We start from the raw sequence: 22,972 nt of genomic DNA on the forward strand, positions 1-22,972 counted from the left end.
TTTGAACGATTTTCGCTATTAATTCCCGTATAATGCGCCCGATTTGCGACATTAGGAGATAAAATGTATGCAAGAAAGCATTCCCGTAATCACGATTGATGGCCCAAGCGGCGCTGGTAAAGGCACCGTTTCACGACTAGTAGCAAACCAATTGGGCTGGCAACTTTTAGACAGTGGCGCGATTTATCGCGTGTTAGCTGTGGCTTTGCTGCATCACAACATTGAAGTTGACGAAGAAGAGCCGTTAATTCCGATTGCTGCACATCTTGATGTGCAATTTGAAATTACCGATGATGGCGAAAGCAAAGTCATTCTCGAAGGCGAAGACGTGTCTAATAGTATTCGCACGGAAGAAGTAGGCGCGCTAGCGTCAAAAGTGGCGGCATTTCCGCGTATTCGCGAAGCGCTATTGCGTCGTCAAAGAGCATTTCGCGTTGAGCCGGGTTTAGTGGCTGACGGTCGCGACATGGGCACTGTGGTATTTACTGACGCGCCAGTGAAAGTTTTCTTAACGGCGAGCGCGGAAGAGCGCGCCGAGCGAAGATTTAAGCAGTTGAAGGAAAAGGGCTTTGATGTTAAAATCGGGCGCCTTTTGGATGACATACGTCAACGTGACGAGCGTGATCAGAACCGTACGGTTGCTCCGCTTGTGCCAGCAGAAGGTGCGTTAATTATTGATTCTACTGAACTTTCTATTGACGAAGTGGTCAGTAAAATTCTTTCATTTGTCAATGAAAAATTAACGCAAACGGAAACCATTTAAACTTTGGGTACGGACACACAAAGTATTTTTAACAACCCCATGAAACACTGATGTTGATTGGATTATTTATACGAGTTCATATACAGGTATGACTGAAAATTTTGCACAACTTTTTGAAGAAAGTTTAAAAGAGATCGAAACGCGCCCTGGTTCAATTATCAAGGGTACTGTTGTAAAAATCGAAAAAGACAACGTTATTGTTGACGCTGGTCTTAAATCTGAGTCAGTAATTTCTATCGACCAATTCAAAAACTCTGCTGGTGAAGTAGAAATTGAAGTAGGTTCAGAAGTTGACGTTGCTTTAGATGCGACAGATGACGGTTTCGGTGAAACTGTACTTTCTCGTGAAAAAGCAAAACGCCACGAAGCATGGCAAGTGCTTGAAAAAGCTTACGAAGAAAAAGAAACTGTTATCGGTGTTATCAACGGTAAAGTTAAAGGTGGTTTCACTGTTGAAGTAAGCAACATTCGTGCATTCTTACCAGGTTCTCTAGTTGACGTTCGCCCAGTTCGCGATACTGCTCACCTAGAAGGTAAAGACCTAGAATTTAAAGTTATTAAGCTTGATCAGAAGCGTAATAACGTTGTTGTTTCTCGTCGTGCTGTTATCGAATCAGAAAGCAGCGTAGAACGTGACGAGTTACTAGAATCACTACAAGAAGGCCAAGAAGTTAAAGGTATCGTTAAGAACCTTACTGACTACGGTGCATTCGTAGACTTAGGCGGTATCGACGGTCTTCTTCACATCACTGACATGGCTTGGAAGCGTGTTAAGCACCCAAGTGAAATCGTTAACGTTGGTGACGAGATTCAAGTTAAAGTTCTTAAATTCGACCGTGAGCGTACACGTGTATCTCTAGGTATGAAGCAGTTAGGCGAAGATCCATGGGTAGCAATCGCTAACCGTTACCCAGAAGGTTCTAAGCTTTCTGGCCGCGTAACTAACTTAACTGACTACGGTTGTTTCGTTGAAATCCAAGAAGGCGTTGAAGGTCTTGTTCACGTTTCTGAAATGGATTGGACAAACAAAAACATCCACCCATCTAAAGTTGTTAACTTAGGTGACACTGTTGAAGTGCTAGTATTAGAAATTGACGAAGAACGTCGTCGTATTTCTCTAGGTCTTAAGCAATGTGTTCCAAACCCTTGGGAAGAGTTCGCGAAGAACTTCAACAAAGGTGACAAAGTTACTGGTAAGATCAAGTCAATCACTGACTTCGGTATCTTCATCGGTCTTGACGGTGGCATCGACGGTCTTGTTCACTTATCTGACATTTCATGGAACGGCGGCGAAGAAGCTGTTCGTGAATACAAGAAAGGTGACGAAATCACTGCTGTTGTACTTCAGGTTGACCCAGAGCGTGAGCGTATCTCGCTAGGTGTTAAGCAAGCTGAAGACGATCCGTTCAATATGTATCTGACAGATAACAAAAAAGGTGCTATTGTAACAGGTAAAGTAGTTGAAGTTGACGCTAAAGGCGCTAAGATTGAATTAGCTGAAGGTGTTGAAGGCTACCTACGTGTTTCTGACATTTCTCGTGACCGCATCGAAGATGCAACAACTGAATTATCAGTGGGCGATGAAGTTGAAACTAAGTTCATGGGCGTTGATCGTAAGAACCGCACAATTAGCTTATCTATCAAAGCGAAAGATCAAGCTGAAGAGCGTCAAGCGATGGACAACCTGAACCAAGCAGACGATGCTGGTTTCACTAACGCTATGGCAGAAGCATTCAAAAACGCTAAAGGTTAATTGCTTTAGCGCTTAAGGTGAGGAAGTGACTAGTCATTAGTCACTTCCTTGATCGTTAACTGCATTAGCGTGATGCTGAATGACAACTGGGAGGTCTAATGACCAAGTCAGAACTCATTGAAAAATTAGCGGAAAGTTTAACTCACATTCCAGCTAAAGATGTTGAATCTGCTATCAAAGAAATTCTGGAGTTGATGGCGCAATCTTTATCGAAAGGAGAGCGTATTGAAATTCGAGGGTTTGGTAGTTTTTCTCTACACTATCGTGCACCACGTACTGGTCGTAACCCTAAGACTGGTGAAGCAGTAGAGCTTTCCGGTAAATATGTACCGCACTTTAAGCCAGGTAAAGAGTTACGTGAACGCGTAAATGCTTCCTTTGCTTAGTTGCGAAAATTTATAAAAAACGGCATGCTTCGGCATGCCGTTTTTTTTGTCTCGGATTCTTTAAATATTTACCAATTTTGATTGGTTTAATGATAATTTCGTAAAAAACAAATTTAGATAATAAACACTGGGTGCAAATTTGAAGTTATATATCACTATTTTTGTGATGGTTTTGTTGCTATTGATTGCTTTCGCCTTTGGTAGTCAAAATGATCAACTTATCACGCTAAATTATTTAGTTGCCAAAACTACTATGCCAGTTGCGATGGCAGTAAGTATATTTACCGGCTTAGGTTTTATACTTGGTTTAGTCTTTATGCTGCTGATAAACCTCCTAAAGCCGCTAAAACGCAAACAAAATAAAGGCTAGTTAACCTTATGCTGGAGCTGTTGTTTCTGTTGTTACCCGTTGCCATGGGGTATGGCTGGTTTATGGGGCGCAATAGTATTAAGCAAAAAGACCAGAATGCTAAACAAGATTTATCGATTAAGTATTCTACCGGTCTGAATTACTTGTTATCGAATCAGCAAGACAAGGCGATTGATTACCTTATTGAAGCACTCAAAGTTGAAGACGATACCGTTGAAGCACATTTTGCGATGGCAAATTTGTTTCGCAAACGCGGCGAACTCGATCGCGCGTTAAAGGTTCATGAACATTTAGTACGCAATGGCAATTTACCCACCAAAGCTAAGCAGCAGGCTATTTTTGAGTTAGCGAAAGATTTTTTAACAGCCGGTTTGTACGACCGTGCTGAGCATATGTTTCATAAGTTGCTCAAGGCTAAGCCTTATCAGCGAAAATCTCTGGGTTATTTACTGCAAATTTATCAGTCAACAAAAGACTGGCAACAAGGTATCGCGCTAAAAAAAACAATCTTTAAACTAAAGGATAAAAAGCTTCTGCACAATCTGGCTAACTTCTATTGTGAACAAGCGCTAGAAGCACAAAAGCAAGGTGAATTTATCTCGGTTATTGAATTGTTAGAGCAAGCATTAGTTTGCGACCCGAAATCCTGTCGTGCTAATTGGCATCTAGCGAGCGTTTATGAGGAGCACAAGCAGCACGACCAAGCGGCTAAGTGTTATCGCGCTATCTATAAGCAAGATAAAGATTTCTTTCCAGAGGTTATTGAGAAGATGCACGCTTGCTATCAAGCAATGGGTGACGAGGGCGCTTTCTTCCAGTTTATCAAAAATGTTTACGATGAGACGGGAACAACCAGTACCTTGATTAAGTATTTGGAATTGGTCAGTGCCAAATATGGTGCAGAAAAAGCGATAGAGTTTTTGTTAGCGGGACTAAAACGCAGACCTACTATTAGAGGGTTTAAGCACTTTATAAAACTGCAACTTGCTAACGAGTCTGCTGATAACCAAACAGAAAGTTTAGATGTGATCAAAGAGTTGGTCTCTGCTTATTTGAAGATGCGGCCAAGATATAGCTGTCGTTCGTGTGGCTTTAATAGCAGTACACATTACTGGTCTTGCCCCTCATGCCATGAGTGGGAGCAGTTAAAGCCCGTAAGAGGCCTTGAAGGTGAGTAATCTTCTTTGATTCATTTTGCCTGCCATAAACTCCTAGCAATAACTTTGTAGCATGGTGCTTTGTATATCGTGTTCACTAGGAGTTAAATTACATTGTTTTTTGTAAACCTCAGGTTCGGATAAAAAGAGTAAATAACTTATAAATCCATTTACTTAAATTCACCCATTTAATTTTATAATTCTCTTCTAGCAGAAAAATAGCCGCTAACAGCAAATTAGCTACCCATGGCTGAGGCTATTTAGTATTTCAACATTAGTTTAAACAAGGACATTTATGTATCGCGGTCAGTTAGTCAAATGGAATGACAACAAAGGTTTTGGTTTTATTAAAGCTTCCGAATTAACTTTTGATACCTTCATTCACATTTCAGCGCTCAAACATATGGCTCGACAGCCTAAACAAGGTGACTATATTCATTTTGATGTTGAAACACATAAAGGTAAAACAAGAGCGACCAATGCGAGAATAGAGGGGGTAAAAGCGTATCACCATGCAAGCGTGTCAAAGACACATAAGCGAGGTTCTCACAATAGATTGCTTTATGTCGCTATAGTTATTGCTATATCAGCATTCTTGTTTAGTCGACTAGGGTTAGAGAAATTCATTGAATCCAAACCAACCCAATCTTCAACCAGCATGTTAAAGTTGGCGACTAAACCAATGTTTACCTGTGATGGGCGTCAGTATTGCAGCCAAATGACATCTCGCGCAGAAGCAGAGTTCTTTACTAAACATTGTCCCAATACAAAAATGGATGGCGATAAAGACGGAATACCTTGTGAAAATGATACTAGGTTTTAATTAGCTGGCTAACTGCAATTTTATTACTTGGTGAGCTTTTTATAGAGTAAGCACAAGCAAGTCATTCAAATTCGCCCCGAGTAGATTTATCAGCAGACAGAGAAGTACGATAAGCTATAGAAGTTCCAATCTGATCTGACATTTCACTTTCAAAAGAGAGAGTTACCAGTTTAGTTTAAGGGTGTCTAATCCAAACTAAACAAAGAGGTAACTCTCATGATTCATACTAACAACCCTGTCATTAAACACAAAGTCGGTTTACTCAACTTAGCCGAAGAATTAGGTAACATTACGCAAGCTTGCAAAGTGATGGGTGTATCTCGCGATACGTTTTATCGCTATCAACAAGCAAATGAAGAAGGTGGCGTTGAAGCTTTACTCAATCAAAACCGTCGAGTACCTAATGTTAAAAACCGAGTCGATGAAGCGATTGAATTGGCTGTTATTGATTACGCGGTCGAATATCCTGCCCATGGGCAAACCAGAGCGAGTAATGAATTACGCAAGCAAGGCATCTTCGTCTCTCCCAGTGGTGTTCGTTCCGTCTGGCTGCGTCATGGCTTAGCCAACTTCAAAGGTCGCTTAAAAGCCCTAGAAGACAAGGTGTCGAAAGAAAACATTATACTCACCGAAAGCCAAGTTCAGGCACTTGAGCGCAAGAAGCTAGACGATGAGGCTTGCGGTGAAATAGAGACCGCGCATCCCGGTTATCTAGGATCACAGGACACGTTTTACGTGGGGAATCTTAAAGGTGTTGGCCGTGTCTACCAGCAGACGTTTGTTGATACCTATTCGAAGGTTGCTTTCGCTAAACTTTATACAATGAAAACACCGATTACAGCGGCTGATACGCTTAATGATAAAGTATTGCCATTCTTCGAGTCTCATGACCTTCCTATGCTACGTATTCTTACTGACCGTGGCACGGAATACTGTGGAAAAATCGAGAATCACGATTACCAAATGTATTTGGCAATTAACGATATCGATCACACAAAAACGAAGGTCAAATCACCGCAAACTAACGGTATCTGTGAACGTTTCCACAAAACGATATTACAGGAATTCTATCAAGTAACATTCCGTAAACGCTTGTATATGAGCTTAGATGAGCTTCAAAAAGATCTGGACGAATGGCTCGAATACTACAACAATGAACGAACCCATCAGGGTAAAATCTGCTGTGGCAGAACGCCAATGGAAACGCTCATTGATGGTAAATCGGTTTGGACTGAAAAGAATTTAAGTTCAAACTAACCTGACGGACACCCGTTCTAAACTGGTAATTAATGATCAATTTGAAGAGATATTTCTGCGAAGTACGCCCCCTACTGACATTCCTAACATTGGTGAAATTAATTTAGGACATTCTTCTGATTTTGATCAACGTTTAGATCGTTGGAATGACTACATACTCGATGTTAATCAAGCATCCAAACAAGAAGCCATCGATGGTATTTATAATAATGATGTTAACCGTGTTAACGACACATTTAGTGGTAAATCCGGTGATATTATTCGTGATTTAAATCAAAGCGAGAGAGAGTTTTATAGAATGCAAGGTTGGGAATCTACACCAGAGCAACCTCCTCAGGTCATATCTGATCGAGCTATTGAAAAACAAAAACAACAAGATCAAGAATACAAGGATTTACTTCAAAGGATAGATTTGATGAAAAACATCAAATAGCTGTATAATTTCTATACAGCCTTTTTTAGGAGAACACTATGGAGAACACTATGCAAAAATATATAGAGTTCCTTATTTATATCAATTTCAATGAATGGTGGCCTTTTTTATTGGGTTTTTTCGCATGTTTTGTAATATTTTTGATAAATAAGATTAGTGCTAGTAGCGAGTTTAAGTCTAATTCAAGTGATTCGCGCAATGATGCCAACCATAAATCGTATTTAGAGTCAGATTACTATCATAAGACCGTAGGGCGCAGTGCTGAAGTATATGGTCATATTTATGGTTACAGACCCAAAAGAGATGAATAATGACCCAGCACGTTTTTATTGTTAGATCTCAAATGATGCCCGTTGGCAGAATCAAGAAAAAAGCAGTACCAACGGGTAACACCAAAAAGTTCCTAAAGGTTTTTGACGTTGCAGAAACCAAAATCGAAGAAGAATTCGTCCCTACAGGCTCAAGTGACTGCCAGGTTGATGATTTACAATTAGCACAAGATCTTGAGCTAAAACTAAAGGAATTAGAAGAGAATAACTTTGTCGTCATAAACATAACGCCAATTATTTCTGGTTCTTATAGCTATAAAGCAGAGTGGTCAGCAAAATTTAGCGCCGGTTATGGTTATGGGGTAGTGTTTAGAAATCTGTGTCATTTCAGTAATATTAAGAAAATAGGAATGACACATGACTCAATCTTTCGACTTCAACAAAGCATTAGCAGAACTTCAATCAGGTAAAGGGTTAACGGGTGAAGATGGTGTTTTAACGCCACTCATTAAACAATTAACAGAAGCTGCACTCAAAGCCGAGCTAGAGCAACACCTAGACTCAGAGCAACAACCTAACCGTAAGAACGGTACAAGCAAGAAAACGGTTAAATCCTCCGTAGGCCAGTTTGAGCTTGAAACCCCAAGAGACCGTACTGGCTCATTTGAACCTCAACTCGTTAAGAAAAATCAAACTAAGCTAACCGCTGAGATTGACCATAAAATCCTATCCATGTTTGCGTTAGGCATGAGCTATCGTGATATTCGCAGCCATGTTCAGGAAATGTACGGCATTGAAATCTCAGAAGCCACGATAACAGGCGTTACAGACCAGCTCATACCAGAGCTAAAAGCGTGGCAATCACGTAGCCTTGATACGCTGTACCCGTTTATCTGGCTTGATGCTATTCACTATAAAATCAAGGAAAGTGGCCGTTATGTTAGCAAAGCTGTTTACACCGTACTCGGCATAAATATCGAAGGTCGCAAAGAGTTACTTGGCTTATACGTCTCAGAAAGCGAAGGCGCTAACTACTGGCTATCAGTGCTCACCGATTTACACAATCGCGGCGTATCCGATATTTTAATTGCTTGTGTTGATGGACTTAAAGGCTTTCCTGAGGCCATTGGTACTATCTATCCTGAAACAGAGGTTCAACAGTGCGTTATTCATCAAATTCGTAACTCGATGAAGTATGTTGCTTCAAAGCACCAGAAAGCATTTATGGCGGACTTAAAGCCTGTTTACCGTGCAACGACCAAAGATGCCGCAGAAGCAGCCTTAGACGAATTAGATGCTAAATGGGGCAAGCTATATCCCATCGTGATTGAGTCTTGGCGCAGAAAATGGGCTAACTTGTCGGTTTACTTCAAGTATCCAGACTACGTGCGCAAAGCTATTTACACCACCAATGCTATCGAGGCAGTGCACCGCCAGTTTAGGAAATTGACCAAAACGAAAGGCGCTTTCCCGAACGAAAATAGCTTGATGAAATTATTGTATGCGGGCATATTGAACGCTTCGAAGAAATGGACAATGCCAATCCACAGTTGGAACCTGACATTGTCGCAATTAGCCATCCACTTCGAGGGGCGATTAGATGGCGTGCTAGATATTTAGCAATTTAGGCTGACACAGAATTCTGAACGCCCTCGCAACTCCCCGTAAAGCACCTTAAATCATTCGTTTCTATAATTTCATTAGTTCAATACGCTATCTTTGATTAAAATCGTTGTACAACGATTGGTACTTGGCCTTGACCAGTGGTCAGAATTTTGTGACCTCGGGTCACACCACACATTGTGCTTTCAATGATCGTTCTCCGTTTAGCAGCTTGCTTCGCTTGAAAGTGATTATGGAATTGATACCGATCTTGATATAGAGCCAATAAATGAAACCCCATTTGCTCGTTGAACGCGAAATTGATGACTAAAATCGTTGCACAACGATTAGTACTTGGCCTTGACCAGTGGTCAGAATTTTGTGACCTCGGGTCACACATTGTGCTTTGAAGCTTTAACTATCCGTTTTTAATATTCGTTCTCCGTGTAGCAGCTTGCTTCGATTGAAAGTAAAAGTGATTATGGAATGGAAGCCGATCTTGATATAGAGCCAATAAATGAAACCCCATTTGCTCGTTGAATGAACTATGGCGGGCTTAAATCGTTGCACAACGATTTATGTTAGATGCTAGAGCAAGGTTAGTGGTTTGGCTTGAGGTCACAAAGCCTTATATGATTCGCTTCAACAAACTTTCTTAGTTCATTAGCAACTATATAGCTTGGCTGCGATCAAATACATTTATTCTCAGTTCCCGAGGCATTTGAGGCCTTAGGCCGTTATGCCTCGGACAAATGCGAAGCATTTGACCTAGCAATCAGTAGCATATTGAATTTGATCACTATAGTAATGGTCTTTGACGAGCTTCGCTCCTCAAAGACATGCCATCTTGCTGCGCAAGCTGTCATGATATACTTTTAGTTTTTCGTTTAGTGATCGTGTGATTAGAAGTATTTCGGCAACACTCACCCAAAGCCAACCTGTTATATGGTCAGCTTTAGTCTTGCCAAAGACATTTGAGCAATTCTCAAATAGTATTCGGGTTATGCCACGCCACTAACCGTCTGCATAACTGTAAGGCTGATCGGTAGTAAGTTAGCCAAGCTTACTTGTTAGTACCGCCTATCTGCGATGCCTCACCGCTAAAAGTCTAATTCCAAACTGAAGGGTTATTATTAACATTGCCCAATCAGATCCAACTTTTTATTGCGACTCATCTCACTGCTGCTGTAGATAGATCCCCTTGTTGATATTCAATGCTCGAATATCAGCTGCTTTAAGCAGCACAGCAATTGGACTCTCGCGGGCAAGCGTCTCTTATCCTACCATCCCCATGAAAGCCCGTTTGTTCAGAGGCGTATCTGGCTCTGAACCGGAAGGCCATATATTATGATGTTAACTTCCTCTCAATTCTCATTCTTTTTATTAAGTATACGAATATAAATATGGACCTCAACACATTCATTTGGTTGAAAAGTATACGTTTATCTTGTTTTTCCTGCCGTGTAGGAGATTATGCCAAGTTAACCATATTGCTGATTGGATAAAAAATGAGCTTCTAAGCTCGGATTAAAAATATAGGCGCAGCTGTAATCGTTGTAGTTTCGATTGAGTCGGTACAAGGCATGTTGTATATGATGGAAATTATGTTCACTAGTATAGTAAGCCACCAAAAAGGTAGCTGACTTATCTATCTATGTATTTACTTTAAACCACTCTTCTTTGGCTTTAGCCCTTTGAGCGTCAATATACTCAGCTAAATCATTTAAGTGAATGTAATATGGTGCTTTTGCCGAGCTTCCTATTTTAAACGTAGGGATTGGCAGATCTTCTGCTTTGGCTTTATTCATAGCTGTACGGAGCGAACAGCCAAAATAGTCATCACAAACCTTACCAAGAGGAATAATAGCTTCTTCAAATTGAGCAAGTAACATATATGCAGTTTTCATATTCTTTCCTAACAACAAAGGCTCAGTAACAAGCCAAGTTCAAACAAAATAATTGCTGTAGGCAAAGGGAAAGGCGGAGAAGTGAGTGCTGTAAGTGGCTGATGATTATCAGATTATCGTAACGCAATCGGGGTTACGGCCTATATTTCGGGATAAACATCCACCAAATGATGCTGTTAGAAAATAGGGCGTCATCTCTGGCTACTCCCCAATCATATCGCTATTAACTTCTGCAAAGCAATACTTATGTTTTTGCATGCTATCTAGACTTACCTCGTAAAATTTCACCTATAAACAGGTCGTTGATATATCTCCATGCCAAATTCTAAGTATAACTTAGATTTTGGCATGGAGAGTGCTAATCGAAGGTAAGCGTCAAAAAACTGTTAAGTAATAGCAATAGGTTAGAATGCCCCTCTATCTGAATACAAACATTGGAAGTATTAATGCTCAAAAACAACTTTCTAATATCAGCACACAGCTTAATACCTCATTTGAGAGACTTTCCTCGGGGCTTAGGATCAATAATGCAAAGGACGACGCAGCAGGACTACAAATTTCTAACAGACTAACTGCTCAAATAATGGGGTTAGCTCAAGCTAATCGAAATGCAAATAATGGAATTTCAGTAGCTCAAACAGCAGAAGGTGCTCTAGGAAAGGCTTCAGAGGTTATACAGCGTTTACGAGTTCTCGCGTTGCAATCAGCGAATGGCAGTAATACCAGTAACGATCGTGTAGCATTGGATGATGAATATCAATTGCTAATACAAGAAATTAATAGTATTGCTGACAAAACGTCTTTTGCAGGTAAACCTCTGTTAGATGGCAGCTTTGATGAGTTGTTTCAAGTTGGAGCTAATGCTTCTCAAACTGTACCATTGCAGATAGATGGTTTTTCAGCTGATGATATAGGGAGTGCGAAAGCAGTAACTAAAACAACACTAATTCAAGATGTTGAGCAAGGTAGTTTAAGGCTTCACAGCAATCCAATTAGGGGCTTTGGAGATCCAACTTCGCATGTTTTGGTCGATAGTTCAGCTCCTCCAAGTGTTTCTTGGCCTTCCTCTACTGCTGTATCAACAGTGAGCAACAGTGGCTCAACCTTTTCCGTTCCTACAACAGGGAGTGCCAATGCGAAAGAAGTAGCAGAAAATATTAATAATGCGGGGTTGGGAGTCACTGCATCAGCAGCAACATATGCATCTTTAGTTTTTAGGGATTTCCCTAATCCAGCTTTTAACACCGTCCCATATCCAACACCAATTGATATTTCATTTGATGTTATTGGTGAACTAGGTTCGGTGAGTGTTGCTGTGAACTGGTTTAATTGAGCCGGACACTTTAATAAAGGACAATGTTCCAATATTGAGGTGTTAAATGACAAAACGAAAAAACAAAACCTATACAACCGAATTTAAACAAGAAGCTGTAGCTTTAGTGACTGAGCAAGGCTATACGGTCTCACAAGCCGCAGCCTCTTTGGGAATTACAACTAAACTCATTTATAACTGGAAAGCTAAACTTGAACAACAACAAGCTGGTAATGCGTTAAGTGAAGATGAACGAGCAGAGCTAAAACGGCTCAGAAAAGAAAATAAAGAACTCAAAATGGAGAAAGAGATCTTAAAAAAGGCAAGCGCCTTCTTTGCGAAAGAAATGAAGTAAAGTACGAGTTCGTCAAAGCCAATAGTCAGGCTCATGACGTCCGCAAGATGTGTGCTGTGATGCAAGTCAGTCGCTCTGCTTACTATGCATGGCTCAAACGGCCAGCCAAGTTAATTACGGCAGAAGAGCTTCATTTATATCGGCGAGCTAAAGCGCTGTTTAAACGCAGTCGTGAAAGCTTGGGCTATCGCGAGCTACATAAAAACTTACGCAAAGAAGGCTTTGAAATTGGTAAGCACAGAACTCGAAAGCTCATGGAAGCGTTGAACCTGAAAGTAAAGCAGCGAGTTGCCTACAAGGTAACAACGAAGCGTAAGCATGCTGATGCAGTTGCAGATAATTTGCTTAATCAGAACTTTAATCCGTTGGGGCCAAATCAGATTTGGGCTGGTGATGTGACTTATTTAAAAACAGGCGAAGGTTGGATGTATCTTGCTGTTGTGATGGATTTATATTCTCGACGCATTGTTGGTTGGCATATAGATAAACGTATGACGACTGACTTAGTGATGAAAGCCATGATTAGGGCTTATAACCTGAGAAAACCAGCTAAAGGCTTAGTATTCCACTCTGACCGAGGCTCTCAATACACCAGTAAGCGTTACCGTCAGCTGCTCGAACAATTTGGTATTCGAGCGAGTATGGGTGATGTGGGAGCCTGTTGGGATAACGCAGTAGTGGAGAGGTTCTTTGGCAGTTTGAAACATGATTGGTTACTTAAAGTGGCTCAACCTACGCGTGAGCATATGAAAAATGATGTTGTCGATTATATGAAGTATTACAACTTAGAAAGACTGCATTCAGCTAATGGTGATCTGTCACCAGTAGAGTATGAAAATTCTTTTAGAAAAGTGTCCGGCTGGAGTTGACCAGAACATTTAAGTTCAAACTAACCTGACGGACACCCGTTCTAAACTGGTAATCGTTAGATCAGGTCTGAACTTCTACAGATAATGGGACATATGAAAGCCAATGATAATTGTCATGGACTCTGTAACTAAATCTGTGTAACTGCCTATTATTAATACCCATATAGGGTTTAGGATAGGTAGTTATGAACAAGAAAGAACTTGAAGTCTTTGCCAAGCAAGCGGCTAAATCCATCAAAACGGAAGCAGATTTAACGAACTTTCGTAAAATGCTTACCAAGGTAACGGTTGAAGCTGCGCTTAATGCGGAGCTGGATGAACACCTTGGTTATGTTCGTCATGAGCAATCCATCAACGATAATTCACGCAATGGCTATTCGCCCAAAACTATACGAACAGAAGATGGCGAGATTGATTTAGATACACCTCGTGATAGAGATTCTAGTTTTGAGCCTCAACTGGTTAAAAAGAATCAAACCCGCTTTACGTCAATGGATGACAAGATTTTATATCTGTATTCCAAAGGCATGACGACTCGTGAAATCGTGTCCACATTCAAGGAAATGTACGATGCAGATGTTTCACCAACACTGATTTCTCGTGTGACTGATGCGGTTATCGCTCAAGTCGTCGAGTGGCAAGCCAGGCCGCTTGATGCTGTTTACCCAATCGTCTATCTCGACTGCTTGGTTGTAAAAATACGCCAAGATAAGCAAGTCATCAACAAAGCCATTTACTTAGCCTTAGGCGTGAATATCGAAGGCCATAAAGAACTTCTAGGTATGTGGATATCAGAAAACGAAGGCGCGAAGTTCTGGCTTAACGTATTAACGGAGCTTCAAAACCGTGGCGTCAAAGATATCCTTATCGCCTGTGTCGATGGCCTTAAAGGTTTCCCTGATGCAATTAATACCGTTTATCCTGACACACAAATTCAGCTTTGTATTGTTCATATGGTGCGTAATTCATTGAAGTTTGTGCCGTGGAAAGACTACAAAGCCATCACGGCTGATTTAAAGCGCATATACCAATCGGTAACTGAAGATGAAGCCTTAATGGCCTTAGAGCAGTTTGAGCAACGCTGGGACAGTAAATATCCCAATATCTCTCGCTCATGGCGAAATAACTGGCAAAACGTTAGTACCATCTTCAATTACCCTGAAGATATCAGAAAAGCTATTTACACCACCAACGCTATTGAATCGCTGAACTCAGTTATACGTAAAGCCATTAAGAAACGTAAGCTGTTCCCACATGACGATTCGGCGAAAAAGGTGGTTTACTTAGCTATTGAGCAGGCATCTAAAAAATGGACGATGCCGATAAGAAATTGGAAATCGGCCTTAAATCGATTTATGATCGAATTCGAAGACCGATTAAAAGATGTTATTTAAAACTGGCAGTTACACAAAATGTGTTACAGGGTCTTGTCATGACTTCACTCATTGTCATTCGACTATTGCGCTTACGTTTTTGCGTGCCATCTTCAATCAATTGCTTTTCCCATTCAGGGGTAAATACTTTGCAAAAATCATCGACATCGCAGAATACTTCAACTAATTTGTTCATGCCTGCTCCTTGTTGGTCACTTTCTTTTTTGGTCGAAAGATCTGATCTTGGAGCAGGTATTTAGTTCCTTAAATTATTACCGTCTTATCCCGTGTTGGGGTTAGCTTGTTTATAGACAAGAAAAAGCCCGACAATCGTCGGGCTTGATAATATGATAAATTGCTTATCTTAGAATTTATAGGTTGCTTGTGCGTACGCGAAGCGGCCTTGACCACTGTGTACGTTAACCACAAAGCCCATAAAGTCGTGGTAGGCAAACGGTGGCTCTTCGTTGAACAAGTTAGTAGCACCTAACGTTAGTACCATATCTTCAATGCCGTAGTAGTTAATGGTTGCATCTACTGTGGTCATTGAGTCAACTTTTTGGTCAATGTTAAGTGACGCTTCTTGCTCGAACTCGCCAATGTAGTTCACGGCTACCGTTGCGCTAAAGTCGTCTTTAATCCAATCAACTGACGTCGTCCAGCGAATTTCTGGTTGCTCAAAACCGCCTTCTTCAGTACCACGGAAGTCTTCGAACTTGGTTACATAGTTCATGATGTAACCAAGACGGAATTGACCGTATTCAGTTTCTAGGTTGTAACGAATATCAATGTCTAAACCTGACGTTTCTAAGTCACCGATGTTTTGGAAGCTATCGTTAACTTGAATAACTTCACCTGGGTCACCCGGAATTGACGTCGGACGGCGCTCAACAATGTTTGGATCTAAACCAAAGTTGTCCATCACAAACTGTGTATCTGAGTCAATAATGTCTTCGATATCATAGTTGTAGTAGTCAATTGAGAAGCTTAAATCATCTGTGATGTTGTAAATCACACCAAAGTTGTAGCTTTCTGACTCTTCTGGGCCTAGGTCTGGGTTACCTTCAAATACTGCTGTGTATTCTTGCGGGTCACAGGCTCTGTCTTGATCACCAATAATCGCACAACGCTGGGTGTCGACAAGGTTAGGCGATTCATCTGTACGGCCTAAACCCAATTGGTGTAACGACGGTGCACGGAACGCTGTACCGTATGAACCACGTACACTTAAATCATCACTTGGTGCCCATAAGAAAGAGACTTTAGGATCGGTTGTGGTACCAAAATCTGAGTAGTCTTCGTAGCGCACAGCTAATTGCACTTCCAAAGTATCTAATACCGGGATCGCCAGTTCACCGAAAATCGCCGTGTTGTCGCGAGAGCCATTTGCTTGCGTTGCTTCAGTACCGAATACATCACCACGTAAAAACTGATCGTCTGGGTTATCGGCAATGCTTTCTTCACGGTACTCAGCACCTAATGCAAGTAACAGATCGCCGTGTGGCATTTCTAATACAGGACCAGATACTTTAAAGTCGATAGAGCGGTTCGTCGATTTACCGACACGCACTGTTGTCGTTTCAATGTAATCTAGGGCTGCCTGTGAATTCGAAGAAGGCTCAAATGGGTTCCAATACAAGGTGGTGCCATCGTCTTGCGCTACGCCATCAATGGCTTCTTGTACGCGGCGAGAGTTAGGGAAACCATCAACACCGCGCTCTGTTGATTCACTTTTAATGTAGCTGTAGGCGACTTCCCAGCTCCAATCATTAACTTCACCCTGTAAGCCAAGGATTGCACGGTAGTAGTCAGAGTCAACGCGCTTTTCACGGTTACCAATATCAACCGTACGACGACGCATGGTTAAATCTTGCTGGTAGAACGGGTGATCTGGCATGTTCGCAAATGGATGATTCGGGTTGTCGCCCGACATAAATAATTCATTAAAGCTTGGGCTACCAGCACCGCGTACAATCGACTTCGAGTTTTGACCGTTTAATTCGGCAAAAGCACGAACGTTGTCGTTGATTTCGTATTTACCCATGTAGTTCCAGCTAAAGCGCTCAGCGTCTGGGATCATGGTCATATGCGGCGCGTAATCATAGCGACATAAGTTATTAGCCGTATCTTGGTCTTCCACAGGACAAATGTCATTACCGAATAAATCAATTAAACGGTTCGAAGGATCTGACGCTAGTGCAATAGTGCCTGGAATACCTGAAGATGAGCGGAAGTCAGTTGCTAGTGGGTCGCCTGTTAACGCAGCTTGATTAGCCGAGCGCGAGTAGTCGCGATCCGCATAAAGGACTTCTTCACGATCAAAGTACTCTAAAATAAAGGTATGGCTTGATTTTTCCGTTTGATTACCAAATACCAAGCTGTAGCTTTGCTCATCACCACCGCCATCGGCTGTCGAACCAACTTTACCGGATAGTTCAACGCCATCTACATCATCGCGTAACACGACATTGATTACACCGGCAACAGCGTCTGAACCATAAGTTGCTGATGCACCATCTTTTAGAATATCAACGCGCTTGATGGCTGACAGTGGAATGTTGTTAATATCGACGAACGCAGTATCAATACCTTTAGCGAATGGGCTTACCGAGACACGGCGACCATTTACTAAGATCAAGGTTGAGTCAGCACCTAGGCCACGCAAGGATACCGATGAACCACCGTTAGCCGTGTCGTCAGAGCTGTTCGCTTGGGTTGAGAAAGTACCTTGGCCTGAAATAGGTAGCTTAGTAAACAAGCTAATTAAATCAGTTACACCAGTTTTCTGGATATCGTCAGACGACAAGCTGGTGATAGGTGAAGGGCCTTCCATACTGGTACGTTTAATGTGTGAACCAGTAATTTGAATGCGTTCGATTTCATCATTTGCCTCTTCTGCGATTGCGGTGAAACTTTGAGAGGCAAGTAGAGCAGCTGAAATGCTTAGCGCAAGTGACGTTTTCTTTGAAAAGAACTTTGTCATTTCCATATTTCCTTTTGCTTTATTTTGTTTTTAATTATTTTTGTCAAATTCTATCAGTAAACCATTATCAACCAAGTGTTACAGGGAGGAAGCACAAAGTTATACTAGGTAAAGCATGACGTTATTTTTGTATCAAATTAATCAGCATATAGAAATAGCGGATATGTATATAACTTAATCAATTTGTAAATTAATCTGTCTGTGGAATTTTTTAAGAAAGCGCTCAGCCCTTGAAATTTATAGGCTCCACTTTGTATGCCTTACGATCAAATTCGTACGAAAAAAATCATAAAAAATTTCAACATTAGAATTGTTTGGTGAATTAATATGCAGCAAAAATGAATGGGTATTAATTAATGGCTGCAAAAGAGCTCGAAAAGTGCTCAGCATGTGGTTGTTAAATGATCTGGGTTTTGTGGTTTATTGCTGAACACTTCTCTACGCACCTATTTATAAACTAGGAAAAATGGGTCGCTTGAACAGAGAAAAATCAAACGAAATCAGGTAAAGTGGCTGCCATTAATCGCGATAAAAAATTTGGAATTAAATATGCTCAGAGCTGAGTTTGCACAATATTTACAGCAGTTGCTAAAACCAGAACAAATAAAAGACTTTTGCCCAAATGGACTTCAAATACAAGGCGCTGATGAAGTCACAAATATTGTGACAGGCGTTACCGCAACACAAGCCTTAATTGATCAGGCAATTGCGCTAAAAGCGGACACTATTTTGGTACACCATGGTTATTTCTGGAAGGGGGAAAATCAAACCATTACTGGTATGAAGTATCAGCGCATAAAAAAACTGCTTGATCACAATATCAACCTATTTGCTTATCACTTGCCGTTGGATGTTCACCCAGAGCTTGGCAATAATGCTCAACTGGCCAAGCTATTGGGCATGAAAACAACTGGCGGCCTAGAGCCAGGTAACCCAGTGAGTGTGCCCGTTAAAGGTGAGCTGCCGTTTGCGATTGATGGCATAAGCTTTAATGAGATGATCAGCAAGAAATTAGAGCGCCAAAGTTTACATATCGCCCCTCCATCAAACAAACCGATAAAAACTGTGGCATGGTGTACAGGCGGCGGGCAAGGTTACATAGAATTAGCAGCAGAGCAGGGCATCGACGCCTTTATATCTGGCGAAGCGTCTGAGCAGACAACCCATATTGCTCGTGAAATGGATATTCATTTTTTTGCGGCTGGCCATCATGCCACTGAACGCTACGGCGCCAAAGCTTTAGGTGAATTTGTTGCTCGCGACTTAGGGCTTAACGTGGATTTTGTTGATATTGATAACCCGGTGTGAGCACTCGATTTAAGCCGTTAATTTTGTCACGAAGCGATCATTCGTTGATCACAACATTTGAGCGATAACACAGCCTAAGCAGATTTTAGGCTGTTTTTTAGATGGCTTTTATTTAAAAAGTTGCTTTTGTATAGATAGTGATTGAAGTTGAATAATTCGTGATATTCGAATGATTACCAAACAAGGTAATTTCTATTCACATTAGCTGCTAACACTTTTAGCCCATCGCTAAATTCTTGGTAAGTTATTCTGTTAATTTCATCAGCAATCAATTGATTGTAATTTAACGTCTTAAAACCGTTTTCCAATTGCCAGTTTAATTGATGTAACTGTTGCTCTTGACGATAAAACGTATTCAACTTTTCAATGATGACGGGCTTAGCGAGCGCAAATTTTTCCTGGTTAGCTGTTAAATATTCTTGAGCTGAGTAGCCTGCATAGTTGATGATCAATGGCTTGCTAGTATGCAAGCCATTGCCAAATACGACCCATAGTTTCGTACCAAACAATGCTGGATGTTTCCAGGTTTTTAGCGCTAGGCACTAAATGCGGCCAAACTATGTCTTGATCAGGGTTAATTGCATAATAGCCAGCTGGTGCAGGAATTGGATGAACGCCTTCGAGTTCAAAGTACTTCATTGCTCTAGGCAGGTGATAAGCATCTGTTACCAACACCGTTGTTTTTCCTCGCACACGCGGCGCAATTAATTGGGCTTCTTCACGTGTATCTTTGGGATATGGTTCAACGATAATCTTGTTATTCGGAACACCTAACGCAATCGCCGCTTTTTGCACCGTTTCGGCATTTGTTTGTTCATCATAAAGCCCATAGCCTGACACAATGAGTTTTGCTTCTGGGTGTAGCTTTAGCACTCTCATACCTTCAACTAGTCGCCTTAAAGAACAAGCTTTTAGCTGTGAAGTTGCAGGGAGTGCATGGTTAGTGGCATGCCCACAACCAAGTACAACGATATAACTAACCGATTTAATTGAGCGACTAAAACTTTCATACGTTTGCTCGAAAGGGGCTATTGTTTTGTAAGCAACAGGGGTAATGGATGATATACCTAAAATGAATATCGCAGAGGTCAGCGATATTCTGCTTAGCTTGGGTTTTAGTTTAAAAAACAACGCCGAGAAGATCAGTAATAGAAGAGATATATTAAGCGGCATAACAACTGCTGCTATTACTTTTTTAAAGAGAAAAAAATCCATAGAAGAGAGTGATATAAAGGCAATGAGTCAACTATACCAGTTCAATTATATGAGTCTCAATCTAATCTTAAATTGTGAGCCTTTGTTTTCTTGTATGCGTCTGTTTGTTTTTGGAACTTTACGTACTAATGCCATCAAATCGACGAAAAATTGTTTGGTATGAATCCTTTTCAAAGCTACAACACAAGAGTGTTAACTTTTAGTAAGGATTGCTCGCTTAACGTTTAAAGCGAGCAATCATAAATTCCGTTTCAAGTTGTAAAAGAGCGATAGTTTATCGAGAACTAGTTAAATTTTTCAGGTTGTTATTGGTGTTTTAAAGGCTTCCATTTTTGTACTTACTGGCCAGTTCTTTCCATACGTCCAGAAGCCCTCCTTCGAACAACAAGCTATCTGAAAATTTGATTCTGGCATATGAGCTACTCATTTCGTTGTGATCTCCACGATCTAAATTACAAATATCATAGCCCCCTTCCTGTCGTGCATTTCCCGCATTCATCAGTCGACCAAGGATAATGTTTTCACCTCCAACGAGCTCTTTATCTGTTGCGATTTTTTGTGGTGGAAGACCACCTTGACTTGATGGTTTTCTGAAAAACTCCAATTTGTCGACAAACCAAGGTAGTATTTCGAGAGGAGCATCAAATTGATCTGTCGTGAGAAATGAAGGCTTATTTTTAGGAGTTGCGATCCAGTGATGAACAATGGATAAGTAATTTTCCTGTGTAAAAAAAGAATATGTTTCATCTTCATAATTGAGAGAGTCATTTAAACGGGCAACTAATTTAATATTTTCTGGTGTTTTATCGGGGTTTTCTATTGTAATTAACGGTGAGAAGTAAGAGTTTGTCATAATTATTTACCTATTGGAGTGAGTATGTCGGAGATTTTTATCGCGTCACCAAACTCTTCTAAATTAACGAGCTTACGCTCAAAATTAAAGGTTTCCACCGCTCCAAATTGACCGTCATTTGGCAGTAATGTTTTAGTCAGCCCATTGCCTAAGAAATGTTGATTGTTACCTAGTTTATCCTGCATTAATAAACGTTTTTGCATTAGATCAAACTCGGTTTTATCAGCTGAATGTTCGCTAAAGTATTTAACTGCGCCAGCTGTATGCCATTCGTCTTTCATTAATCCAGAATCAAGCGCGGCCTGATACTGTTGTGCATAGTGAGATTGAAATTCAGGTGTCATTAATTTATCGACTTCTTCTACGGAAAAATTGCTAGGTAGCTCTTCTTTCGCAAATTTCCCTAGATTTTGATAAGTGGGAATTATGCTGTGGGTATCGGCGATATTTTTCGTTTTTTCGGTATCAATAACAACCATTACAAATTGTTTGTCTGGCTGGTAATCCAGCCCAAGCTTTTCGCTAATTATTTTGGGATCAGAATCTGCATCTTCGATTTGATCAAAAGTCGTTGACCAATATTTGGCACCATAACCGGATTCGCCTTCAAATGGTTGACCTAAATTTCCGGGCTTACCTTTGTATTCTAGGTAATTAGCATCCATAAATCGGACATGAAAACGCTCATTCGCCACTTTTCCGGCTTGTGCCATCGCCAATAGCTCATCATCAGAATATTTAGCGCGATAGCCATGCTTAATGATGCTCTGTCGTGCCAGCGTTAAACGGTTGAGCGCTTCTGCTATGGATACAGGAGGAGGTAAACGCTTAAACTTAGGCTGTGCTAGTTTTTTCGGAGGTTGTTCAATCTTCTCAACCGTTTTGGTATTGCTTGGCGCTAGTGCATGAGTTTGCTGGCGATTGAGGCGCTTACGCTTAATAATATCGGCAATTTCGGTGAGTGCTTTATGTGCTTTAACGACGTATTTAGACTTTGAGGCAGCAGAGGCCGCAGCGCCATAGCCAGCGGTAAGTACTGCGAGTAATATCTCAAATAAGAAAATACCACCAATACGGTGTTTTTCAACAAACGAATGGGCATTAAAGTAGTCGTTTGGGAAATTGGCGAGCGCTGTGCGGGTTTCGTCATCTTCGACAATGACGACCAGTAGCTCAAAGGCCTCGGTTAAACTTTGATGACTTTTTTCGGTATGCGCAAGAATGGTTTCCATTTGCTGTTTAATGGCTGGAATATCACCGCGCATTAAACTGTCGATTAAGTCATAACAAGCGGAGTAGACTTGTAGCTGTACATCCACGGTAAAGGTCACTATATCGGCAATCCCTTGCACCACGGATTTACCACCATCATAAACGCCTGTCATGGTGGCACCGAGTTGAATCAGCCATTGGTCAATTAAGTCTTGCTGCTCAAACAGGGCATCTTCGCGTGCTGCTTGTGCTTTGATTTCTGCCAGCATGTCGCTCAGGTATTGTTTGAATACTTTGCGTTTTTCGATTAACTGCTGCTCATCCACATCAGTGGTGCCAAGGTAGGAAATTTGACATTGTCCAATTGGTAAATCAGGCATGGTCAGTAAACCGCCTTGTAAGGTGCCGGTATGCAGCTGTCCTAAACTGTCGAGTATTTCCACGCCGATATCGTCAACGGGGTCATTGTTGCTGTCGAAATAGTTCAGTTCAAGTGGTACTACTGCCACTTGCTCACCAGCTTCTGAGACCATTGGTAAATCGGCAATCGGGGCAATACTCGGCGCTGAATTCGCACTTGGCTCGCTGGCCGTCTTAGGTGAGGTAATCTCGTAGGTGACATCGCTATCATCAAGAAGAGGGTGCCGAAATAACAGCGCCAGCATCCGTACTGATGCCATCAAATCAACGAAAAGTTGTTGGATGTGAATCCTTGTCAAAGCTACAACATAGATGTGTGAACTTTTTTATAACGATTGCTCACTTAACATTT

21 protein-coding genes and 1 pseudogene are annotated in these 22,972 nt (G+C 41.2%); 15 read left to right on the plus strand and 7 right to left on the minus strand.

Annotated features, from left to right (window positions below; genetic code table 11):
* Positions 1 to 67: 67 nt before the first annotated feature.
* The 10 genes from cmk (at position 68) to DXX93_RS08490 (ending at position 8,831) form a co-directional block, all read left to right on the plus strand.
* Positions 68 to 763, plus strand: a complete 696-nt coding sequence (gene cmk, locus DXX93_RS08445; protein WP_116007718.1) for a (d)CMP kinase — start codon at positions 68 to 70, stop codon at positions 761 to 763.
* Between the two features lie 88 nt (positions 764 to 851).
* Positions 852 to 2,516, plus strand: a complete 1,665-nt coding sequence (rpsA, locus tag DXX93_RS08450; protein WP_116000012.1) for a 30S ribosomal protein S1 — start codon at positions 852 to 854, stop codon at positions 2,514 to 2,516.
* A gap of 98 nt (positions 2,517 to 2,614) precedes the next feature.
* Entirely contained in the window at positions 2,615 to 2,902 is a 288-nt protein-coding gene (gene ihfB, locus DXX93_RS08455; RefSeq protein WP_116000013.1) for an integration host factor subunit beta, read from the plus strand.
* A gap of 139 nt (positions 2,903 to 3,041) precedes the next feature.
* Positions 3,042 to 3,272 carry a lipopolysaccharide assembly protein LapA domain-containing protein gene (locus DXX93_RS08460; protein WP_116007719.1) on the plus strand — a complete coding sequence of 77 codons (231 nt, stop codon included), beginning with the start codon at positions 3,042 to 3,044 and terminating at the stop codon, positions 3,270 to 3,272.
* A gap of 8 nt (positions 3,273 to 3,280) precedes the next feature.
* The gene (lapB, locus tag DXX93_RS08465) at positions 3,281 to 4,450 is read left to right on the plus strand and encodes a lipopolysaccharide assembly protein LapB (protein WP_116007720.1); all 1,170 of its coding nucleotides are present in this window, start codon (positions 3,281 to 3,283) and stop codon (positions 4,448 to 4,450) included.
* A gap of 274 nt (positions 4,451 to 4,724) precedes the next feature.
* Positions 4,725 to 5,252 carry an excalibur calcium-binding domain-containing protein gene (locus tag DXX93_RS08470; protein ID WP_116007721.1) on the plus strand — a complete coding sequence of 176 codons (528 nt, stop codon included), beginning with the start codon at positions 4,725 to 4,727 and terminating at the stop codon, positions 5,250 to 5,252.
* 216 nt (positions 5,253 to 5,468) lie between these two features.
* The gene (locus tag DXX93_RS08475; RefSeq protein WP_116007550.1) at positions 5,469 to 6,509 is read left to right on the plus strand and encodes an IS481 family transposase; all 1,041 of its coding nucleotides are present in this window, start codon (positions 5,469 to 5,471) and stop codon (positions 6,507 to 6,509) included.
* 298 nt (positions 6,510 to 6,807) lie between these two features.
* Positions 6,808 to 6,942, plus strand: a complete 135-nt coding sequence (locus tag DXX93_RS20975) for a hypothetical protein (protein ID WP_258872629.1) — start codon at positions 6,808 to 6,810, stop codon at positions 6,940 to 6,942.
* Between the two features lie 310 nt (positions 6,943 to 7,252).
* Positions 7,253 to 7,681 carry a hypothetical protein gene (locus DXX93_RS08485; protein WP_116007723.1) on the plus strand — a complete coding sequence of 143 codons (429 nt, stop codon included), beginning with the start codon at positions 7,253 to 7,255 and terminating at the stop codon, positions 7,679 to 7,681.
* Entirely contained in the window at positions 7,629 to 8,831 is a 1,203-nt protein-coding gene (locus tag DXX93_RS08490) for an IS256 family transposase (RefSeq protein ID WP_116006715.1), read from the plus strand. Before DXX93_RS08485 ends, DXX93_RS08490 begins: the two co-directional genes overlap by 53 nt.
* 1,634 nt (positions 8,832 to 10,465) lie before the next feature.
* On the opposite strand, the gene DXX93_RS08495 is transcribed toward DXX93_RS08490, so the two are convergent.
* Complete coding sequence (locus DXX93_RS08495) at positions 10,466 to 10,720, minus strand: pyocin activator PrtN family protein (RefSeq protein ID WP_116007724.1); 255 nt, start codon at positions 10,718 to 10,720, stop codon at positions 10,466 to 10,468.
* A 409-nt stretch (positions 10,721 to 11,129) separates the two neighbouring features.
* Between DXX93_RS08495 and DXX93_RS21110 the strand changes: the two genes are divergently transcribed.
* From DXX93_RS21110 to DXX93_RS08510, 3 genes are all read left to right on the plus strand, one after another.
* On the plus strand, positions 11,130 to 12,053 hold the full coding sequence (locus DXX93_RS21110) for a flagellin N-terminal helical domain-containing protein (protein ID WP_116007725.1): 924 nt from the start codon (positions 11,130 to 11,132) through the stop codon (positions 12,051 to 12,053).
* A gap of 46 nt (positions 12,054 to 12,099) precedes the next feature.
* A protein-coding gene (locus tag DXX93_RS08505; RefSeq protein ID WP_116007726.1) for an IS3 family transposase occupies positions 12,100 to 13,256 on the plus strand; the annotation gives its coding sequence in 2 pieces (ribosomal slippage) (positions 12,100 to 12,343 and positions 12,343 to 13,256; 1,158 coding nt in all).
* A gap of 185 nt (positions 13,257 to 13,441) precedes the next feature.
* A complete protein-coding gene (locus tag DXX93_RS08510; RefSeq protein WP_116007348.1) occupies positions 13,442 to 14,650 on the plus strand; it encodes an IS256 family transposase in 1,209 nt (402 codons plus the stop codon).
* 34 nt (positions 14,651 to 14,684) lie between these two features.
* Here the strand turns inward: DXX93_RS08510 and DXX93_RS08515 are convergent.
* Both DXX93_RS08515 and DXX93_RS08520 read right to left on the minus strand, forming a co-directional pair.
* Positions 14,685 to 14,825: pseudogene (locus tag DXX93_RS08515) on the minus strand (IS982 family transposase); the annotation flags it as partial.
* Positions 14,826 to 14,993: 168 nt separating this feature from the next.
* Positions 14,994 to 17,612, minus strand: a complete 2,619-nt coding sequence (locus DXX93_RS08520) for a TonB-dependent receptor plug domain-containing protein (RefSeq protein WP_116009889.1) — start codon at positions 17,610 to 17,612, stop codon at positions 14,994 to 14,996.
* A 549-nt stretch (positions 17,613 to 18,161) separates the two neighbouring features.
* On the opposite strand from DXX93_RS08520, the gene DXX93_RS08525 reads away from it, so the two are divergent.
* Positions 18,162 to 18,920 (plus strand): Nif3-like dinuclear metal center hexameric protein, encoded by a 759-nt coding sequence (locus DXX93_RS08525; protein ID WP_116007727.1) that lies wholly within the window; start codon positions 18,162 to 18,164, stop codon positions 18,918 to 18,920.
* Positions 18,921 to 19,093: 173 nt separating this feature from the next.
* On the opposite strand, the gene DXX93_RS08530 is transcribed toward DXX93_RS08525, so the two are convergent.
* Positions 19,094 to 19,390 carry a hypothetical protein gene (locus DXX93_RS08530; RefSeq protein WP_147302660.1) on the minus strand — a complete coding sequence of 99 codons (297 nt, stop codon included), beginning with the start codon at positions 19,388 to 19,390 and terminating at the stop codon, positions 19,094 to 19,096.
* Entirely contained in the window at positions 19,380 to 20,093 is a 714-nt protein-coding gene (locus DXX93_RS08535; protein WP_258872630.1) for an ElyC/SanA/YdcF family protein, read from the minus strand. The genes DXX93_RS08530 and DXX93_RS08535 overlap by 11 nt, the downstream gene beginning before the upstream one ends.
* On the opposite strand from DXX93_RS08535, the gene DXX93_RS20985 reads away from it, so the two are divergent.
* Positions 19,975 to 20,298, plus strand: a complete 324-nt coding sequence (locus DXX93_RS20985; RefSeq protein WP_258872780.1) for a hypothetical protein — start codon at positions 19,975 to 19,977, stop codon at positions 20,296 to 20,298. The genes DXX93_RS08535 and DXX93_RS20985 overlap by 119 nt on opposite strands.
* Positions 20,299 to 20,451: 153 nt before the next feature.
* On the opposite strand, the gene DXX93_RS08540 is transcribed toward DXX93_RS20985, so the two are convergent.
* Together DXX93_RS08540 and DXX93_RS08545 are read right to left on the minus strand one after the other, a co-directional pair.
* Complete coding sequence (locus tag DXX93_RS08540) at positions 20,452 to 20,988, minus strand: hypothetical protein (protein WP_116007730.1); 537 nt, start codon at positions 20,986 to 20,988, stop codon at positions 20,452 to 20,454.
* A gap of 2 nt (positions 20,989 to 20,990) precedes the next feature.
* Entirely contained in the window at positions 20,991 to 22,880 is a 1,890-nt protein-coding gene (locus DXX93_RS08545) for a hypothetical protein (protein WP_147302661.1), read from the minus strand.
* Positions 22,881 to 22,972: the final 92 nt, after the last annotated feature.

The organism is Thalassotalea euphylliae (assembly GCF_003390335.1).
In the GTDB taxonomy this organism is placed as follows: domain Bacteria; phylum Pseudomonadota; class Gammaproteobacteria; order Enterobacterales; family Alteromonadaceae; genus Thalassotalea_F; species Thalassotalea_F euphylliae_B.

What these genes read in the sequence shown, in the direction of transcription:
- cmk (WP_116007718.1), top strand. Translation starts at nt 68, where the DNA reads ATGCAAGAAAGCATTCCCGTAATCACGATTGATGGCCCAAGCGGCGCT.
- rpsA (WP_116000012.1), top strand. Translation starts at nt 852, where the DNA reads ATGACTGAAAATTTTGCACAACTTTTTGAAGAAAGTTTAAAAGAGATC.
- ihfB (WP_116000013.1), top strand. Translation starts at nt 2,615, where the DNA reads ATGACCAAGTCAGAACTCATTGAAAAATTAGCGGAAAGTTTAACTCAC.
- lapB (WP_116007720.1), top strand. Translation starts at nt 3,281, where the DNA reads ATGCTGGAGCTGTTGTTTCTGTTGTTACCCGTTGCCATGGGGTATGGC.
- DXX93_RS08470 (WP_116007721.1), top strand. Translation starts at nt 4,725, where the DNA reads ATGTATCGCGGTCAGTTAGTCAAATGGAATGACAACAAAGGTTTTGGT.
- DXX93_RS08475 (WP_116007550.1), top strand. Translation starts at nt 5,469, where the DNA reads ATGATTCATACTAACAACCCTGTCATTAAACACAAAGTCGGTTTACTC.
- DXX93_RS20975 (WP_258872629.1), top strand. Translation starts at nt 6,808, where the DNA reads ATGCAAGGTTGGGAATCTACACCAGAGCAACCTCCTCAGGTCATATCT.
- DXX93_RS08485 (WP_116007723.1), top strand. Translation starts at nt 7,253, where the DNA reads ATGACCCAGCACGTTTTTATTGTTAGATCTCAAATGATGCCCGTTGGC.
- DXX93_RS08490 (WP_116006715.1), top strand. Translation starts at nt 7,629, where the DNA reads ATGACTCAATCTTTCGACTTCAACAAAGCATTAGCAGAACTTCAATCA.
- DXX93_RS08495 (WP_116007724.1), bottom strand. Translation starts at nt 10,720, where the DNA reads ATGAAAACTGCATATATGTTACTTGCTCAATTTGAAGAAGCTATTATT.
- DXX93_RS21110 (WP_116007725.1), top strand. Translation starts at nt 11,130, where the DNA reads ATGCCCCTCTATCTGAATACAAACATTGGAAGTATTAATGCTCAAAAA.
- DXX93_RS08510 (WP_116007348.1), top strand. Translation starts at nt 13,442, where the DNA reads ATGAACAAGAAAGAACTTGAAGTCTTTGCCAAGCAAGCGGCTAAATCC.
- DXX93_RS08520 (WP_116009889.1), bottom strand. Translation starts at nt 17,612, where the DNA reads ATGACAAAGTTCTTTTCAAAGAAAACGTCACTTGCGCTAAGCATTTCA.
- DXX93_RS08525 (WP_116007727.1), top strand. Translation starts at nt 18,162, where the DNA reads ATGCTCAGAGCTGAGTTTGCACAATATTTACAGCAGTTGCTAAAACCA.
- DXX93_RS20985 (WP_258872780.1), top strand. Translation starts at nt 19,975, where the DNA reads ATGGATGATATACCTAAAATGAATATCGCAGAGGTCAGCGATATTCTG.
- DXX93_RS08535 (WP_258872630.1), bottom strand. Translation starts at nt 20,093, where the DNA reads ATGCCGCTTAATATATCTCTTCTATTACTGATCTTCTCGGCGTTGTTT.
- DXX93_RS08540 (WP_116007730.1), bottom strand. Translation starts at nt 20,988, where the DNA reads ATGACAAACTCTTACTTCTCACCGTTAATTACAATAGAAAACCCCGAT.
- DXX93_RS08545 (WP_147302661.1), bottom strand. Translation starts at nt 22,880, where the DNA reads ATGGCATCAGTACGGATGCTGGCGCTGTTATTTCGGCACCCTCTTCTT.